Below are 15,663 nucleotides of genomic sequence, written 5' to 3' on the forward strand. Positions count from 1 at the left end.
ACGATGACAATTGAATTCGTAGCGATGAATGAAACCCATCTGGATGCCGCCTTCGCGCTGACTCAGAGGCTCAAGTGGCCGCACCGCCGCGCCGACTGGCAGCAGGCGCTGCTGCTGGGTGAAGGGATCGTAGCGCAGGAAAACGGCGAAGTGATCGGCACCATTCTCTGCTGGCGCTGGGGACGTGACTATTCCACCCTCGGGCTGGTGATTGTCCATGACGCCCAGCAGGGGCGCGGCATTGGCCGCCAGCTGATGCAGATGGGCCTGGAGAAACTGGCGGGCAGCAACATTCGCCTGCACGCCACCGAGGCGGGCAAGCCGCTGTATGAAAAACTCGGCTTTGTCGCCACCGGCCACATTGAGCAGCACCAGTGCCGCGAACTGCCGCCGGTCAGCGCCCCGGCCTGCGCGCCCGGCCAGCGGCTGCGCGCAGCGGCACCTCAGGATGCCGCACTGCTGACCGCGCTGGATCGCCAGGCGCTGGGCCAGCACCGTCCGCTGCTGATCGCTAACCTGCTGGACAGCGCCGAGCGTTTCCTGGTGCTGGAAGAGAACGGCGCGCCTGCCGGTTTCGCCAGCCTGCGCCGCTTCGGCCACGGCTACGCCATCGGACCGGTGGTGGCCCGCAACGCACAGAGTGCAAAAGTGCTGATCGGTGAACTGCTGAGCGGCGTGAGCGGTCAGTTTGTGCGCATCGATACCGACCGGGCAACGGGCCTGGGTCCGTGGCTCAACGAGCAGGGCCTGGTGGAAGTGGACGCCCCGGTCACCATGTATAAAGGCGACGTCTGGCAGCCCGAAAGCGGCGGCATGCAGGCGTTCGCGCTGATGACGCAGGCGATGGCGTGATGAATATTGTTTATAAATCGGAACCCGAACGCGGGCGTAAGTGGGCCTCCCTGCTGGACGAACTGGCTCCCGGAGCCAGCTTCCGCCAGTGGCCGGAGGTGGGCAACGCCGAAGAGGTGGAGTACCTGGTGGCCTGGCAACCGCCGGAAAACATCATGCAGCAGTTTCCTAACCTGAAGGTGCTGTTTTCGGTCGGTGCCGGGGCGGACCAGTTTAACTACGCCAGCCTGCCGCCGTCTCTGCCGGTAGTGCGGATGATCGAGCCGGGGCTGACGCAGGGGATGGTCGAGTACGTGACCTTCGCCGTGCTCGGCCTGCACCGCGATATGCCGCGCTACCTGCAACAGCAGCGTGAGGAAGTCTGGCAGGCGCACAGCATGCGTTCCGCCGCCGACTGCCGCATCGGCGTTATGGGGCTGGGCAACCTCGGCGAGGCGGTGCTGAAACCGCTGGTGGCGATGGGCTTTGACTGCGGCGGCTGGAATCGCAGCCCGCGCGATCTGCACGGCGTGCGCTGCTGGACCGGGGAAGACCAGCTCGGCGAGTTTCTGGCGCGCACCGATATCCTGATTTGCCTGCTGCCGCTGACCGCCAGCACCGAAGGTATTCTGAACGCCGAACTGTTCCGCCAGCTGCCGCGTGGCGCTTCGCTGGTTCAGGTAGGGCGCGGTCCACAGCTCGATCACGACGCGCTGCTTGGCGCGCTGGATGAAAAGCATCTGGCCGCGGCGGTGATCGACGTCACCGTGCCCGAGCCGCTGCCCGCCGGGCACCGCTTCTGGCAGCATCCGCAGATCTGGCTGACGCCACATATCGCCAGCCAGACTCAGCCGGAAAGTGCGGTAGTGGCGCTGCTGGAAAACATCCGCCGCTTTGAGCGCGGAGAAACCATGGTCGGCCTGGTCGATCGGGAAAAAGGATACTGATATGGAGTTTTCTCAGCTGGTAGCGCTGCGTCGCGATCTGCATATTCACCCCGAGCTGGCGTACAACGAGCACCGCACTGCCGCGATCGTCGCCGAATTCCTCCAGGACCTGGGTATTGAGGTGCACCGCGGCATCGGTAAAACCGGCGTGGTGGGCGTACTGAAGCGCGGCAGCAGCGAGCGCGCGATCGGTCTGCGTGCCGATATGGATGCGCTGCCGATGAACGACCTCGGCAGCCAGCCGTGGAAAAGCCAGACGGCGGGCGTCTGCCACGCCTGCGGCCACGACGGCCACACGGTGATGCTGCTGGGCGCTGCCGCGCAGTTGGCCTCGAATCCTGATTTTGACGGCACGGTGAATTTTATCTTCCAGCCTGCCGAAGAAGGGCAGGCGGGCGCGAAGGCGATGATCGAAGACGGTCTGTTTACCCGCTTCCCCTGCGATGCCGTGTACGCCATTCATAACTGGCCACAGCTGCCGCTCGGCGTGGTGCAAACCCGCCCCGGGCCGATCATGGCGGCGGGCGATGCCTTCAGTATTACCGTTCACGGCGGCGGCGGGCATGCCGCACAGCCGCAGCTGACGCCTGATACCCTGCTGGCGACCAGCGAGCTGGTGGTGGCGCTGCATACGATTGTCAGCCGCAACCTCGATCCCTGCGATCCGGCCGTGTTGACCGTGACGCGCATCAACGGCGGTTTCTCGCACAATATGATCCCGGCGGAAGCCACGTTAAGCGGCACGGTGCGCGCCTTTGACGGTGCGGTGCAGGACACCATTGAACGCCGCATGCGCGAGCTGGCCACCAGCATTACCGCCGCCCACGGCCTGACGGCGACGGTGAAATACGAGCGCTACTATCCGGCAACCATTAACAGCGCTGAAGAGGCGGCGGTGGCATTACGCGCCGCGCGTCGTGCGGGGCTGGAGCACGGCGAAGCGCCAAAACCGGCGCTCACCTCGGAAGACTTCTCCTTTATGCTGGAGGCAAAACCGGGGGCTTATCTGTGGCTTGGATCCGCCGACAGCCGTCCGCTGCACCATTCGGAATATGATTTTAACGATGCGCTGATCCCTTATGGCATTCGCTGGTTCCGTGCCGTCGTTCAGGAAACGCTCGGCGTAAAAATATAACCGAAAGATTAGCCCGAATTACGAAAGTTAATGCTGCTGCCGCGCCATCAACGGCAGCTTACCCCCACGGCTTATTGCGATACTTGGCAAATACAATTTCACGTCAAAGAGGCAAAGAAATGCATAATTTACTGGCTGAGCAGCAGACATTTTCTGATAACGCACTGTTACTGGATACCCGCGCAGAGAACGTTCCGCGCGGCGTGGTAACCGCACACCCGATTGTGATTGCCAAGGGCAAAGGATCGGAAGTGTGGGATGTGGAAGGAAATCGTTATTTAGATTTCGTGGGTGGCATCGGCGTATTAAACGTGGGCCACAATCACCCTGCGGTGGTGAATGCCGTTACCGAACAGCTGCAGCTGGTATCCCACGCCTGTTTCCAGGTGGCGGCTTATCCGGGTTATATCGAGCTGGCAAAGCGTCTGAATAAATTAGTCGGTGCGGGTGAAGAATTCAAAAGCGTATTTTTCACCAGCGGCGCAGAAGCGGTAGAAAATGCGGTGAAGATCGCCCGCGCGCACACTAACCGTCCCGGCGTGATTGCCTTTGACGGTGCGTTCCACGGTCGTACGTTATTAGGCGTAACTTTAACCGGGATGAGCCAGCCGTATAAACAGAATTTCGGTCCGTTCCCGGGCGATGTTTATCGCGTGCCGTTCCCGAATGCTTTCCACAATATTTCGGAAGAAGATTGCTTAAAAGCGCTGGATACCCTGTTCGCCGTGCAGATCCTGCCGGAGCGCGTGGCGGCGATTATTATTGAACCGGTGCAGGGCGACGGTGGCTTCCTGGCGGCCTCTCCAGGCTTTATGCAGGCGCTGCGCGAAATCACCCAACGCCACGGTATTTTGCTGATTTGTGATGAAGTGCAGACCGGCTTTGGCCGCACTGGCAAGATGTTTGGCTTCCAGCACACCGGTATTGTACCGGACCTGGTGACCGTGGCGAAAAGCCTCGGCGGCGGCCTGCCGATTTCCGGCGTGGTCGGTAAAGCGGCGATCATGGATGCCCCGACCCCGGGCGGCCTGGGCGGCACCTACGGCGGTAACGCGCTGGCCTGCGCGGCCTCGCTGGCGGTGCTGGATCTGCTGGAGCACGGCAATCTGCTGGAGCGTTCGAATCAGCTCGGCGAACAGCTTAATGCGCGCCTGCGTCAGATGGCGGATAAATACGCCTGCATCGGTGAAGTTCGCGGCATCGGCTTTATGCAGGCCGTGGAGATTATCGACTTTGAAACCGGACAGCCGGATGCGGCGCTGACGCAGAAAATTCTGGATTGCGCCTGTCAGGAAGGTCTGCTGTTAATCAAGTGCGGCCTGCATCGCAATACCGTGCGTTTCCTTGCGCCGCTGGTGACCAGTGATTCACAGCTGGAAGAAGCGCTGCATATCTTTGATATTGCACTGGCTCGCGCAACGGGACGACTGGGCTGAACGACAGTTCCTCATTGATATTATTGTATTTATTGATAATAACGGCTGAATGGTATGGCACGGTAAATCGCTGGCGTAAATTGCAGAAAGCGTGCTATACCATTGGAAATTACCTGAAATATCCGGCGCGCAGAATATCCCACTGTGCGGCGGATAGGGAAGGGTTGTGACAATGTAGTAACAATGAGGGCGGTTATGAACGGCTTAATGAAACTGGACCGTATCGACATCAACATTCTGGTACAGCTGCAAAAAGATGGCCGTATCAGCAATGTGAACCTTGCCGATGCCGTTGGGCTGTCGCCCAGCCCCTGTCTGCAGCGCGTCAAGCGCCTGGAAACCGCCGGGTTTATCACCGGCTATGAAGCCCACATTAATCTGACCAAGATTACCGATTCTGTGACGGTGTTTACCGAGGTAACCCTTTCCGGCCATCGTCGCGAAGATTTTATGAAGTTTGAGAATGCCATCCGCGAGGTTGACGAGCTGATGGAGTGCCATCTGATCACCGGCGGTTATGACTATCTGTTACGGTTTATCACCCGGAGTATTGAGCACTATCAGGAAGTGATTGAGGGGTTGCTGGATGCGAAGGTGGGGATTGATAAGTACTTTAGTTACATTGTGATTAAGTCACCGATAATGAAAAGCAGTGTACCTTTGCGTTCGTTAATAACGCGTCATACCCAGGTTGAGTTTTGAGTTAGCGGGTTAGCTGGGGGTCGCTGCGGCATGGGTGCCCGGGGTTCGGCCTCTGCGGCTGCCGGGCGGTCCTCGCGCCGCTTTGCGGTGCCTTCGGTTACGGCATCCGGCCGCACGGATCGGCGAAGACGTGTCATCCCTGACCCGACTTCGCCTGCCGCCAACATCCCTGTTGGCGGCTCCTGGCCAGCTGCCTTCACCTCAGCGCTGCGGATTGCCCGGCAGCCGCAGAGGCCGCCCCCCCACAAAGCCTGTGCTTGCTGCGTTTGTTGATGGTCTTTACTAGGAAGCCTGGCTGGCAACCGTAGAAAGCTGGCCTCTCCGGTCCCGCTGCCTTCACCTCACTGCTGTGAAAGTAATAAAAGCAGTCAGCATTTTCCAGTCAGATTGGCCACCCTGATTTGTTTTATCTCGCGTTAAACTGATGAATATAATTCTGCATCTTTTTTGTGATATCTGGTGGCGGTGTTGCGAGGCATAGCGCTTTTGTCGCTGCTGGCGTTTGTCGCTTTCATCTACACGGCGTAAACTGAATAACGTATGGATTTTAAGTTGAGGTTTTTATGCGTTTAGAACATTGCCAGGAAGATATGAGTGTTATTAGCAATGCCCTTGCTACGGTAACCTCGGGTTTTTCTCGTGTTCAGCTGGTAGCATCTGGACCTAAACATATTGTAAAAAATCATGCTTTCCCTCGGTTACACGGTACGTTAACAACTCAATATACTGGTTTCAGGGTTCAGGATCATTCAGGTCTGAACGCATTTTCCGTTCACAAGAACGTGGTTGCTGCTCAACTGGCCGTGATCGAAAATGAACTTGCGGTACTGACGGCCAGACATGTCAGGTTAGCTCACTCCGTTCATGACTGGAGTGCGGAAAAAATACGTGAGAATTTTGGTAAAAGTCGCTACGAGGACCTGAAAAACGTTGATCTCACCGTCCGTGGTTTAGAAGGCTATGTTGACAAACTTATTCGTGACGCCAGTCGACCGCATCCCTATCTGAAACGCCTGAGCGATTCGATCACCGAATACCGGATAGCCATTTCTGATTTGATAATGATTCTGGATCAGTGTTTTAGCAATGTTGACATTTCTGACTCACAAACGGGATTAATTGACGCGAATCTGTTCGCCAATTTCACCACATTCAACTGAGGTCACTCAATGAAGGTCACATGGAACTGTGACAGCTACGCCAGGTTCCTGGAGCCGGTATTTGGGATAATGCCAGATCTGAAAGACTCCTTACTACGCGATTTCTTCGCCTTCAAAGGGTTAGGTACATTTCCCGATGTTTTAGGCAAAGATGGACCTTACACTGCGCCGGATGCCATCGTTTCATCGCGCGTTTACCACGTTCATCTTCTGTTCACCAAAGAGGAAAGAACACGTTCCCGCTATCGCTACAACCGCACGAGCGATCGCGCACTGATTTATACCCAGCACGCGAAATTTCAGGATATTTACAGCCTGTTGGCTATCTTCCCTCAGAATGCTCACGCGCTGGCCACAGACCCGAAAATTATGGCTGACATAGCACTCCATGCTCAGGCGTTTCAAACGCTTGAAAATCCGTAAATACCCTATTTCTTCTTATTCAGCATCGATTTCAGATCGGCAAACGGATTGTAGGTGGCTTCACCGACGTCTTTCTGCGCGTCTTCACCCGCCACGACGGTGGTGCCGTACTGGTCAGCTTCGGTGTATTTCGAGTGTTCGTGATCGTGGCAGTACAGGCATAACAGCTCCCAGTTGCTGCCGTCTTCCGGGTTATTGGTGTGATCGTGGTCGATATGGTGAACCGTTAACTCGCGCAGGTTGGAATAGACAAACTCACGCGAACAACGCCCGCATACCCACGGATAGATTTTGAGTGCTTTCTCACGGTAGCCGCTTTCCAGCCGCGCGTAGTTTTTAGGGATAAAAGCCATTGCCGTTGTTACCTGTGATAGAACGATGAATTCAGAATAGTGCTGTCAATATACCGCATTATTGAAAGTAAGGATAAGCGAAGTACGCCGCGTGGACGTTGATGTCAACCACCTTCCCCTGGCTGCATCGTCTGAATTTCAGTTTTGATAATCCCGCAAAGCGATGAGCCCGATACCGGATCGCAGGATAGAAGTCAGCATGACGAGCGGGACGGTAACCTGGTGAAACAGATGACGGTTGAGTCCGCTTTTCGTAAGGTTGCTATTGATATGAACTAAAAACAGGAGGCCATCATGAGCAGATTTCAGGGCAAACGGGTATTGATTACCGGCGGGACGAGCGGGATGGGACTGGCCGGTGCGCTGCGTATTGCCAGAGAAGGTGGACAGGTTGCTATCACCGGTCTGAATGAAGAGCGCCTGGCGAAAGCCCGCAGCCTGTTACCGGACAGCGCGCTTATCCTGAAAAGCGATGCCGCCGTTGAAGAGGATATTGCCACACTGGCGTCGGCCGTCAGCGGGTGGGGCACGCTGGATGGATTATGGCTGAATGCCGGTTACGCGGAGGTGGGCGCACCGGAATCCGTGACGGCCGAGGGCTTTAACCGAATGATGAACGCTAATGTTCGCGGCCCAATGCTGCAGCTAGCCGCACTGTCGACCCTGCTGAATCCTGGCGCATCCGTACTGGTTACCTCGTCGTCTTCGGTTTACGAAGGCGCGGCGATGACCAGTCTGTATGCCGCGACTAAAGGCGCGACCGTGGCGATGGTCAAAAGTTGGGCGGCCGCGCTAGCCGCGCGCAACATCCGGGCGAATACGCTGGTTCCCGGACCAATCGAGACCAATTTCAGGCACTTTATGCCGGAGGAGTCCCGCCAGCAGTTCGAGGATTTCGTGGTCAGCCAGGTACCGCTGCGGCGAGCGGGGACAGCAGAAGAGGCCGCTGCTGTGGCGCTTTTCCTGCTATCCGACGACGCTTCGTACGTGACGGGAAGCCAGTACGCGGTGGACGGCGGGCTGGTGCATTACTGAAGAACAATCTGATGGCAGGTTGTTTCTGAGTGATAGCGTTATATCCCCGTTATACGAGATAAAAACAAGCAGACCCTGAACGGGATCCCTTACGGGGGATCTCACCTGGCTGCGGCTGGTGGCGAGTATTTATGAATGATGTTCGCTGCCATAGCAGGTAGAACCCTGAATCATCTTTGGAGATTATTTACCGACCGCGTTATTCCCTCATTGGATGAAATACATTTACTCTCCCATTCTCCCAAAGACAGATACCAACGCCCTTGCGTAAACCTTCTCTGAGGTTTAACAGGCTGGAACTCGTTTCATCGTTCTGCCCGCGGGAATATTTAAAGAGTTTCATCTTAATAACGCCGTAGCGGAGAATGCCGCTTCGACCGCTATTACAATAAAGCTTTACCCATAAATCCTCGTCCAGTGCACATAAGGCGATCGAGAAAAGATTTTAAATTTACCATGGTGAAAATTTCAATTGAAAAAGTCGCGCATAGTTATTAAATGATGATTATAAATTGATTTTCAGATTTTTCAGGAATGTTTATTCTGGAGTAAGGATTTTGTAAAAATTATACTGTCATGCTGAAAAATAACGTTAAATATTGTAAGGAATACAATGAAGAAGTTACTCCTCTGCGGCATGGTTTTACTTTCCACATCCTGCGCTGATTTCCAGCAGACCGTGGGCGAAAAAATGAAAGCGGTAAATGCCGCTCTCAATACCAATAGCACCAGCACCACCGGTACGCAAACCACTGCCTCGGTAAAACAGTCCGGTAAAATCACCAATGAGCAATGCAAGACCAGCATTGGTAAAACACGCACCTATTTTGAACAGATCGTCGGCTTTAAGCTGAATGAATCCAATTCTTCTGGCTACACGTCGTTCTCAGAAACCTACAATCTTCAGATCTCCGATCGCAAGGACCGTTTTGGCGGTAACTTCGCCATCTGCATCATCTCCATCGATCCGCAGACCAATAAAGTAACCACGTTCTCTATGCCGACATAATATTGCCTCGGGTTTGATAACAAGGGGCGATATTCCTGCCCCTTGTAAGATGATTTACTTTCCAGCCGTTCACCCTGATAATTTGTGCTTCTGCTTCTGCTTCTGCTTCTGCTTCTGCTTCTGCTTCCACGCAGCCAACTGAACACCATGCCATAAACGAGCGGCTACAAAGCCCGGAACCGAACGACCCAACCCTCAGGAATCGGTTTCTGGGCCGACAACTAAGAAGTCCATCCATGAACAATTGGTTTTACACAGACAACGTAGAAATCGAACAGCAGACGGGTGGTGGCCCCAAACGGGGCAATCCACAGCGCTGAACGGAAAGAGGAAGCCAGGATTTGGCCGCAGGGACGCGGTCAAAAAGCACAGCCGGGGCAGGACGCCACGTCTGTGCTGTTCCGGCAGGCTGACGACTGAAGAGAAGGCATCGCGAAGCGACGCGAGGACCGCCCCGTTTGGGGCTACCACCCGTCAGCGTCATCGCCGGGCTTACCGGCGACGCAGAAAATTTCCCCACTCACCCCTAATTCCCCACAAAACGCCGTAGTCACCCCCCGTTACAAAAAAATCACACCCCCAAAAACCGTACACTCATTTTATCCCCACAAAAAACAGGTCAGGAGCCACCATGCTACAGCCGCTTGTGCCTAAGATTGCCGAATGGCAGCGCGAAGACTATCTGCTCAGCAGCGACCCGAATCGGCTGGATGTGGCATGGGTCCACCATCAGCTCTCTGAAAACAGCTATTGGGCCAAAGGACAGCCGCTGGCGCAAACCCTGCGCGCCCTGGCCGGATCGCTCTGCTTCGGCATTTACCATCGGGGCCAGCAGGTGGGATTTGGCCGCCTGATCACCGACTACAGCCGCTTTGCCTACCTCAGCGACGTGATGATTGACCCGTCGCAGCGCGGCCACGGGCTCGGCGGCTGGTTTGCCGCCAGCATTCTGCAGCACCCCGAACTTAAAACCGTAAAACGCTGGATGCTGGCCACCGACGATGCCCATGAGGTCTATCGCCGCGCGGGATGGCAGCCGGTGGAAAAACCACAGCGATTGATGGAATTTATTCCCACCCACCCAGAGGATCACACCGCATGAGTTACCGCGTTGGCGTCGATATTGGCGGCTCGTTCACCGATTTTGCCGTGCTGGACGAGCGAGATAACAGCATTCGAACGCTAAAAGTTCTGTCGCGACCCGACAGCCCCGGCAGCGAAATTACCACCGGCCTGGCCCAGTTCCGCGAACGCGACGGCATCCAGCCGCAGGAAATCAGCGCGTTTACCCACGGCACCACCGTCGGCGTTAACGCGGTGATCCAGCGCAAAGGCGTGCGGCTGGCGCTGTTTGCCACCGACGGTTTCTGCGACGTGCTGGAACTGGCCCGCCTGAAGATCCCCCATATCCACGATCTGTTCTCGCGCCGTCCGGCCCCGCTGATTTCCCGCGATCGGGTTTTCGCCATTCGTGAACGCACCGATCGTGACGGCCGGGTTTTGCAGGAGGTCGACAGGCAAAGCGTGGTGGAGGCGATTGACGGCGCGCGGGCGGCAGGCTGCGAGGGGATCGTGGTTTCGCTTCTGCATAGCTATCGCAACGGCGGCAACGAAGCGCGCGTGCGGGAGCTGGTGGCTGAACTGGCACCGGATCTGCTGACCTCCTGCTCGGCGGAGATCTGGCCGATCATTCGCGAGTACGAACGCACAATTACGGCGGTGATTAACGCCTATGTGCAGCCAAAGGTGATTCACTATCTCGACTCGTTCGAACGGGCGCTGAAAGAGATGGGCGTGCCGGTGCCGCCGCGTATTACCAAGTCCAACGGCGGGGTGATGGGGCTGGCGCAGGCCAAAGCGGAGTGCGTACAGATGGTGCTTTCCGGCACCGCTTCCGGGGTGATCGGGGCCAGCTATATTGCGGAAAACTGCGGCTTTGACCGTCTGCTGAGCCTGGACATTGGCGGCACCAGCGCCGATGTGGCGGTGATTATCGACGGTCGCCCGGAATACGGCAGCGGTGAAATTATCGGCGATTTCCCGATCTACATTCCGTCTGTTTCCGTCACCTCGGTAGGACAGGGCGGCGGGTCGATCGCCTGGATCGACAGCCTGGGTGTGTTACAGGTGGGTCCGGACAGCGCCGGTTCACTGCCTGGCCCGGTCTGCTTCCGCCGTGGCGGCACCGAAGCCACCGCTACCGATGCCTTTGCCGCCTGCGGCATGATCGGCCACGGCGATCTCGGCTACAACGCGGTGCAGGTCGATGTGGCCGGCGCGCGGGCGGCGGTGCAAAAACTGGCGGAGCCGCTGGGCATCAGCATTGAAGAGACGGCGGAGAACATTATCGCGCTGGCGATTTCCAGCATGTACAGCGACACCAGCGGTCTGATTTCCCGCTTCGGGCTCGATCCGCGCGAGTTCTACTTCCTCGCATTTGGCGGTGCCGGGCCGATGATGGGCTGCTTCCTGGCGCGCGAGCTGAAACTGAAAGGTGTGGTAGTGCCACCAACTCCGGGCGTGCTGTCGGCGCTGGGCGGGCTGGTCGCCGATATTAAAAACGATTTTATCAACACGCTGTACTGCGATTTGACGCCGGCAGTGATTGCCGACCTGAATGATGCAAGCGGTCAGCTGCGTGACGAAGCCGAAGGCTGGCTGCAGCGCGAGTACGGCGGCGATCTGCCGTACCGGCTGAGCTTCTCCGCCGATATGCGCTATCGCGGGCAGTCGTTTGAAATCGACGTGGCGCTGGAAGAAGAGTGGCTGCGGGCAGGCAATCTGGCCGCAATCCATCAGGCTTTCGATGCGCATCATACCCGCCTGTTCGGGCACCATGATGAACATGCGGCAGTGCAGCTGATTAATCTGCGGCTGGTGCTGACCTCGCCAACGCCAAAACCGCAGATGAACCTGCTGGCGGCCGCCGAGGGTCCGGTACAGGTCCTGCGCCAGGTGGAAGCCTGGATCGACGGGCGCTGGTGGCAGGTGGATGTGGTTTCCCGCTCCGCGCTGGCCGCCGGGCACCAGCTCACCGGCCCGGTGATCGTGGCGCAGGACGACTGTACCACCTGCGTGCCGCCGCAGATGCAGGTCGACGTTGACCGTTTTGGCAACCTGATTATCACCCCCGTTTTCGGAGAACATCATGGCAATTGATGGCCGTAATCTGCAGATCCTCGCCAACTACTGCGCGGCCGCGGCCGATGCGATGGCGTTTACGCTGATGCGCACCGCGCATTCCACTTTTGTTAAAGAGACGGAAGATTTTTCCTGCCAGATCGTCAGCCGTGACGGGCTGGCGTTTGCCTCACCGCGCAGCTTTGGCGCGCCCTGGTACAGCGGCATAGACTACGGCCCGGTGCTTGAGCTGATCGACGGCTACCAGGAAGGGGATATTTGCATCACCAACGATTCCTACGCCGGGAACGTGGCGACGCACTCGCCGGATATTCATATCTGGAAGCCGGTGTTCCATCAGGGCGAGATCGTCTGCTTCGTGGTTGGCCATATCCATAACACCGACGTGGGCGGCGCGGTACCCGCTTCGCTGTCGCGATCGCTGACAGAGATCGTACAGGAGGGGATCCGCATTCCGCCACTGAAAATCATCAGCGGCGGGAAGATGAATGAGGCGGTGGCGCAGATTATGCGGCTTAACGTGCGCGCGCCGGACCAGAACTGGGGCGACTTCAACGCGCAGATCGCCTCGGTGAATATCGGCGAGCGCAAAGTGCAGGAGATCATTGCCCGCTTTGGCATCAATGACTTCCTGACCGGGGTGGAAGGGATCCTCGACTACGCCGAGCAGCAGGCGCGGTCGATTATCAGCACCATTCCCGACGGCGAATACTTCTATGCCGATTACGCCGATGAAGACGGCGAGGGCGGCTATCCGTGCCGCATCGCCATTACGCTGAGGATTAAGGGCGACAGTCTGGAGCTGGACTACACCGGCAGCGATCCGCAGCTGGCGTCATCGCTGAATATGCCCACCGGCGGCCGCGAGCGGCACCCGCTGGCATTGGTCGGCGTGACCTACGTCCTTTCGACCCTCGATCGTTCGCTGCTGCTGAACGCCGGAACCCTGCGGCCAACCCGCGCGATCCTGCCGCCGGGCACGATTATGAACTGCGAGGCACCGGCGGCGGTGGGGATGCGTTCCCTGACCTGCGCGATGTCGCAGATCGCCACCGTCGGCGCCTTCTCGCTGGCGATGCCGGACAGGCTGCCCGCCAACTCGCCGGGCGGTAATTCGATTATTAACATTCGCACGGTGGATGCGCAGAACCGGACCGTGGTGGCTTCGCTGGGGCCGGTCGGCGGCGGCGCGGGCGGCACGCCGAAACACGACGGGCCGGACGGTTCCGGCGGGCTGTCGGCATTCCTGAAAAACACGCCGATCGAAATCAACGAAGCCGAAGTCCCGGTGCGGTTCCATCGCTACGGGCTGGCGGCGGACAGCGCCGGTGCCGGGAAGTATCGCGGCGGGCTGGCCACGGAGATGGCCTTTGAGGTCTTCGCGCCAAATACCACGATTACCGCCCGCAACCGCAACCGCTCGGTGTTCTCCTCTGCGGGCGCGGCGGGTGGTCGTGCGGGCAGCACTTCCTGGTTCCGTACCACGCATTCCGACGGCAGCGTAACCGAGCACGGTAATACCGATGTGATCCACTGCGGGCCTGGAGACGTGGTGACGGTGAAAGGGCCGGGCGCGGGCGGTTACGGCGCGGCAAAAGATCGTGATGCGCAGGCGGTACTGCGCGACGTGCAGTGTGGCTTCCTCAGCGAGCAGGCGGCACGCGATCAGTACGGCGTGGTGGTGCAGCGCGGTGAAATCGATCTGTCTGCTACTGAAGCATTGCGGGCGGCGATGCCCGGTGCTGGCGATAAGCATTTTGATGTGGGGGCGGCGCGCGAAAGCTTTGAGGCGCTGTGGACGGAGGATCGCTATCGTCTGCTGACCGCGTTCCTGGCCGAACGTCCTGTGGTGTGGCGGCATTTCCTTAAGCATCAGGTGTTTGCGGCGGTACAGAAGGGCGAGGGGAGCGGTCTTCCGCTGGATGAGCAGATGGCGGGGCTGTTTGCACGGCTGATGGCGCAGTTTCCGGCGCTGAGTGCGGCGTAGCGGGGGGACCGTTTTGCCTGTGAACTGAACGCCTTTCCCCCGCGTCCGTGCGGGGGAATCCTGGCTTCCTTTCTGCGTTCAGCGCTGCGGATGTCCCGTCCGGGTGCACGGCCAGCCTGCTGTTTTCTCCGGTGTTGCCTGAAAAACATCAGGCGCGGTTCAGCCGCGGGTGAGTAACTGCATCCAGGCTTACTACCCATCTGCATTTCTCTTGGCCATCGCCAACAAAGTCTGGTCGTACACATTGTGAATATTCGAACGTCTGCTGTGTGCCAGGAGCGGACGTTACGTCCTTAAGCATCAACTGCGTACGGAGGCATGATTGTTTCAACAGCAAATCAATAAATCGTAATTATGTCGATTTTGCCATAAATGCATTCGATATTGAGTCAAAGTCAAAAGCGCCAGTACGCTTTAAACTCCCTCTTTCAGTGAAATGAGCATTCAGGTTGTGCCTCCCTGATACTGCCGTTTTCTGTAGAGCCGGCTTTATCAGCCGCGCCGGAAACTCATAAAGGGGAAAGTTATGTCTCGTATCGTTGTGATTGGTGGCAGCGGCCACGTCGGATCTTATCTCGTACCAATGCTGGTTGAGCTGGGCCACCAGGTGGTAAACGTCAGCCGCGGATCAGCAAAGCCTTATCGTCCTCATTATGCATGGTCAGTAATTGAAAATGTCGTGGTTGACCGTCTGGAAGAAGAAAAGAAAGGGACTTTTGGTCAACTTATCGCGGATCTTAACGCAGATATTGTCGTTGATATGATTGCATTTGATCTCAACAGCACGCAGCAGGTCGTCGAAGCGCTGCGCGGCAAGGTTGAGCACTATCTTTTCTGCAGTTCAATCTGGGTTTACGGCCGTTATATAGCCGTACCGTCTCGTGAGACCGACCCTGTGAGTCCTATCGACGCTTATGGTAAGGGTAAGGCTGAAAGTGAGGCATGGCTCCAGTGCGAAGCCCGACTGACCGGATTTCCGGCTACATCGTTCCGCCCCGGCCATATTGTTGGCGAAGGATGGGTGCCAACAACTCCGCAGGGTAACTCGAACCCCGAGGTTTACTCCCGAATTATTCGCGGAGAAACACTTACATTGCCAAATCTCGGCCATGAGATGCTACATCATGTGCATGCCGTAGACGTGGCACAGTTTATTGTTCGTGCGATTGATAACAGGGGAGCATCTGTAGGGGAAGTCTTTAACGTCGTTTCTGAGCAGGCCATCACCTTGCGCGGCTATGCTGAAGCTGTATTCCGCTGGTTCGGAAAAGAGCCTTCCCTGACTTTTCTGCCCTTCGAAGAATGGTTACAAACCATTGAACCGGGCGAGCATGCACGAATCTCAAAAGGCCATGTGGTAAGGAGTTCTTCACATTCAATTGAAAAAGCTAAAATCCGTCTGGGCTATCAACCCCGCTATGGCAGCCTTGAAGCTATCCATGAATCTATTCAGGCTTTAATCGCTTCAGGTCAGGTTGAAAAGCCAAAGTCCTGACATTTTTCA

Annotated in this window: 14 protein-coding genes; 13 read left to right on the forward strand and 1 reads right to left on the reverse strand. The window is 57.2% G+C overall.

What is annotated here, in order from left to right; genetic code table 11:
* The first annotated feature begins 3 nt into the window (after positions 1-3).
* The 7 genes from EC836_RS00940 (at position 4) to EC836_RS00970 (ending at position 6,634) form a co-directional block, all read left to right on the forward strand.
* The gene (locus EC836_RS00940; RefSeq protein WP_123329237.1) at positions 4-852 is read left to right on the forward strand and encodes a GNAT family N-acetyltransferase; all 849 of its coding nucleotides are present in this window, start codon (positions 4-6) and stop codon (positions 850-852) included.
* Positions 852-1,778 carry a glyoxylate/hydroxypyruvate reductase A gene (locus EC836_RS00945; protein WP_123329239.1) on the forward strand — a complete coding sequence of 309 codons (927 nt, stop codon included), beginning with the start codon at positions 852-854 and terminating at the stop codon, positions 1,776-1,778. The genes EC836_RS00940 and EC836_RS00945 overlap by 1 nt, the downstream gene beginning before the upstream one ends.
* Before the next feature lies 1 nt (position 1,779).
* Entirely contained in the window at positions 1,780-2,913 is a 1,134-nt protein-coding gene (locus EC836_RS00950) for a M20 aminoacylase family protein (RefSeq protein WP_123329241.1), read from the forward strand.
* Between the two features lie 119 nt (positions 2,914-3,032).
* Entirely contained in the window at positions 3,033-4,349 is a 1,317-nt protein-coding gene (gene gabT / locus EC836_RS00955) for a 4-aminobutyrate--2-oxoglutarate transaminase (RefSeq protein WP_123329243.1), read from the forward strand.
* A 195-nt stretch (positions 4,350-4,544) separates the two neighbouring features.
* Positions 4,545-5,051, forward strand: coding sequence for an Lrp/AsnC family transcriptional regulator (locus EC836_RS00960; protein WP_105594848.1), 507 nt, complete (start codon positions 4,545-4,547; stop codon positions 5,049-5,051).
* 563 nt (positions 5,052-5,614) lie between these two features.
* Positions 5,615-6,211 carry a hypothetical protein gene (locus EC836_RS00965; RefSeq protein ID WP_199734983.1) on the forward strand — a complete coding sequence of 199 codons (597 nt, stop codon included), beginning with the start codon at positions 5,615-5,617 and terminating at the stop codon, positions 6,209-6,211.
* A gap of 69 nt (positions 6,212-6,280) precedes the next feature.
* The gene (locus EC836_RS00970) at positions 6,281-6,634 is read left to right on the forward strand and encodes a type II toxin-antitoxin system YafO family toxin (RefSeq protein ID WP_199734984.1); all 354 of its coding nucleotides are present in this window, start codon (positions 6,281-6,283) and stop codon (positions 6,632-6,634) included.
* A gap of 5 nt (positions 6,635-6,639) precedes the next feature.
* Here the strand turns inward: EC836_RS00970 and yajD are convergent, their stop codons facing one another.
* Positions 6,640-6,987 (reverse strand): HNH nuclease YajD, encoded by a 348-nt coding sequence (gene yajD, locus EC836_RS00975; protein WP_123329247.1) that lies wholly within the window; start codon positions 6,985-6,987, stop codon positions 6,640-6,642.
* Between the two features lie 294 nt (positions 6,988-7,281).
* On the opposite strand from yajD, the gene EC836_RS00980 reads away from it, so the two are divergent.
* The 6 genes from EC836_RS00980 (at position 7,282) to EC836_RS01005 (ending at position 15,654) form a co-directional block, all read left to right on the forward strand.
* Positions 7,282-8,022 carry an SDR family oxidoreductase gene (locus tag EC836_RS00980; protein ID WP_123329250.1) on the forward strand — a complete coding sequence of 247 codons (741 nt, stop codon included), beginning with the start codon at positions 7,282-7,284 and terminating at the stop codon, positions 8,020-8,022.
* A gap of 613 nt (positions 8,023-8,635) precedes the next feature.
* The gene (locus tag EC836_RS00985) at positions 8,636-9,031 is read left to right on the forward strand and encodes a hypothetical protein (protein WP_123329252.1); all 396 of its coding nucleotides are present in this window, start codon (positions 8,636-8,638) and stop codon (positions 9,029-9,031) included.
* A 631-nt stretch (positions 9,032-9,662) separates the two neighbouring features.
* A complete protein-coding gene (locus EC836_RS00990; RefSeq protein WP_123329253.1) occupies positions 9,663-10,133 on the forward strand; it encodes a GNAT family N-acetyltransferase in 471 nt (156 codons plus the stop codon).
* Entirely contained in the window at positions 10,130-12,190 is a 2,061-nt protein-coding gene (locus tag EC836_RS00995) for a hydantoinase/oxoprolinase family protein (RefSeq protein ID WP_123329255.1), read from the forward strand. The genes EC836_RS00990 and EC836_RS00995 overlap by 4 nt, the downstream gene beginning before the upstream one ends.
* A complete protein-coding gene (locus EC836_RS01000; RefSeq protein WP_123329257.1) occupies positions 12,180-14,159 on the forward strand; it encodes a hydantoinase B/oxoprolinase family protein in 1,980 nt (659 codons plus the stop codon). Before EC836_RS00995 ends, EC836_RS01000 begins: the two co-directional genes overlap by 11 nt.
* A 526-nt stretch (positions 14,160-14,685) precedes the next feature.
* A complete protein-coding gene (locus tag EC836_RS01005) occupies positions 14,686-15,654 on the forward strand; it encodes an NAD(P)-dependent oxidoreductase (protein ID WP_123329260.1) in 969 nt (322 codons plus the stop codon).
* Positions 15,655-15,663 lie beyond the last annotated feature (9 nt).

It is taken from the genome of Erwinia sp. JUb26, from assembly GCF_003751505.1.
Lineage (GTDB): Bacteria > Pseudomonadota > Gammaproteobacteria > Enterobacterales > Enterobacteriaceae > Erwinia.

Coding starts and splice junctions, on each gene's coding strand:
- EC836_RS00940 (WP_123329237.1), top strand. CDS start 4: ATGACAATTGAATTCGTAGCGATGAATGAAACCCATCTGGATGCCGCC.
- EC836_RS00945 (WP_123329239.1), top strand. CDS start 852: ATGAATATTGTTTATAAATCGGAACCCGAACGCGGGCGTAAGTGGGCC.
- EC836_RS00950 (WP_123329241.1), top strand. CDS start 1,780: ATGGAGTTTTCTCAGCTGGTAGCGCTGCGTCGCGATCTGCATATTCAC.
- gabT (WP_123329243.1), top strand. CDS start 3,033: ATGCATAATTTACTGGCTGAGCAGCAGACATTTTCTGATAACGCACTG.
- EC836_RS00960 (WP_105594848.1), top strand. CDS start 4,545: ATGAACGGCTTAATGAAACTGGACCGTATCGACATCAACATTCTGGTA.
- EC836_RS00965 (WP_199734983.1), top strand. CDS start 5,615: ATGCGTTTAGAACATTGCCAGGAAGATATGAGTGTTATTAGCAATGCC.
- EC836_RS00970 (WP_199734984.1), top strand. CDS start 6,281: ATGCCAGATCTGAAAGACTCCTTACTACGCGATTTCTTCGCCTTCAAA.
- yajD (WP_123329247.1), bottom strand. CDS start 6,987: ATGGCTTTTATCCCTAAAAACTACGCGCGGCTGGAAAGCGGCTACCGT.
- EC836_RS00980 (WP_123329250.1), top strand. CDS start 7,282: ATGAGCAGATTTCAGGGCAAACGGGTATTGATTACCGGCGGGACGAGC.
- EC836_RS00985 (WP_123329252.1), top strand. CDS start 8,636: ATGAAGAAGTTACTCCTCTGCGGCATGGTTTTACTTTCCACATCCTGC.
- EC836_RS00990 (WP_123329253.1), top strand. CDS start 9,663: ATGCTACAGCCGCTTGTGCCTAAGATTGCCGAATGGCAGCGCGAAGAC.
- EC836_RS00995 (WP_123329255.1), top strand. CDS start 10,130: ATGAGTTACCGCGTTGGCGTCGATATTGGCGGCTCGTTCACCGATTTT.
- EC836_RS01000 (WP_123329257.1), top strand. CDS start 12,180: ATGGCAATTGATGGCCGTAATCTGCAGATCCTCGCCAACTACTGCGCG.
- EC836_RS01005 (WP_123329260.1), top strand. CDS start 14,686: ATGTCTCGTATCGTTGTGATTGGTGGCAGCGGCCACGTCGGATCTTAT.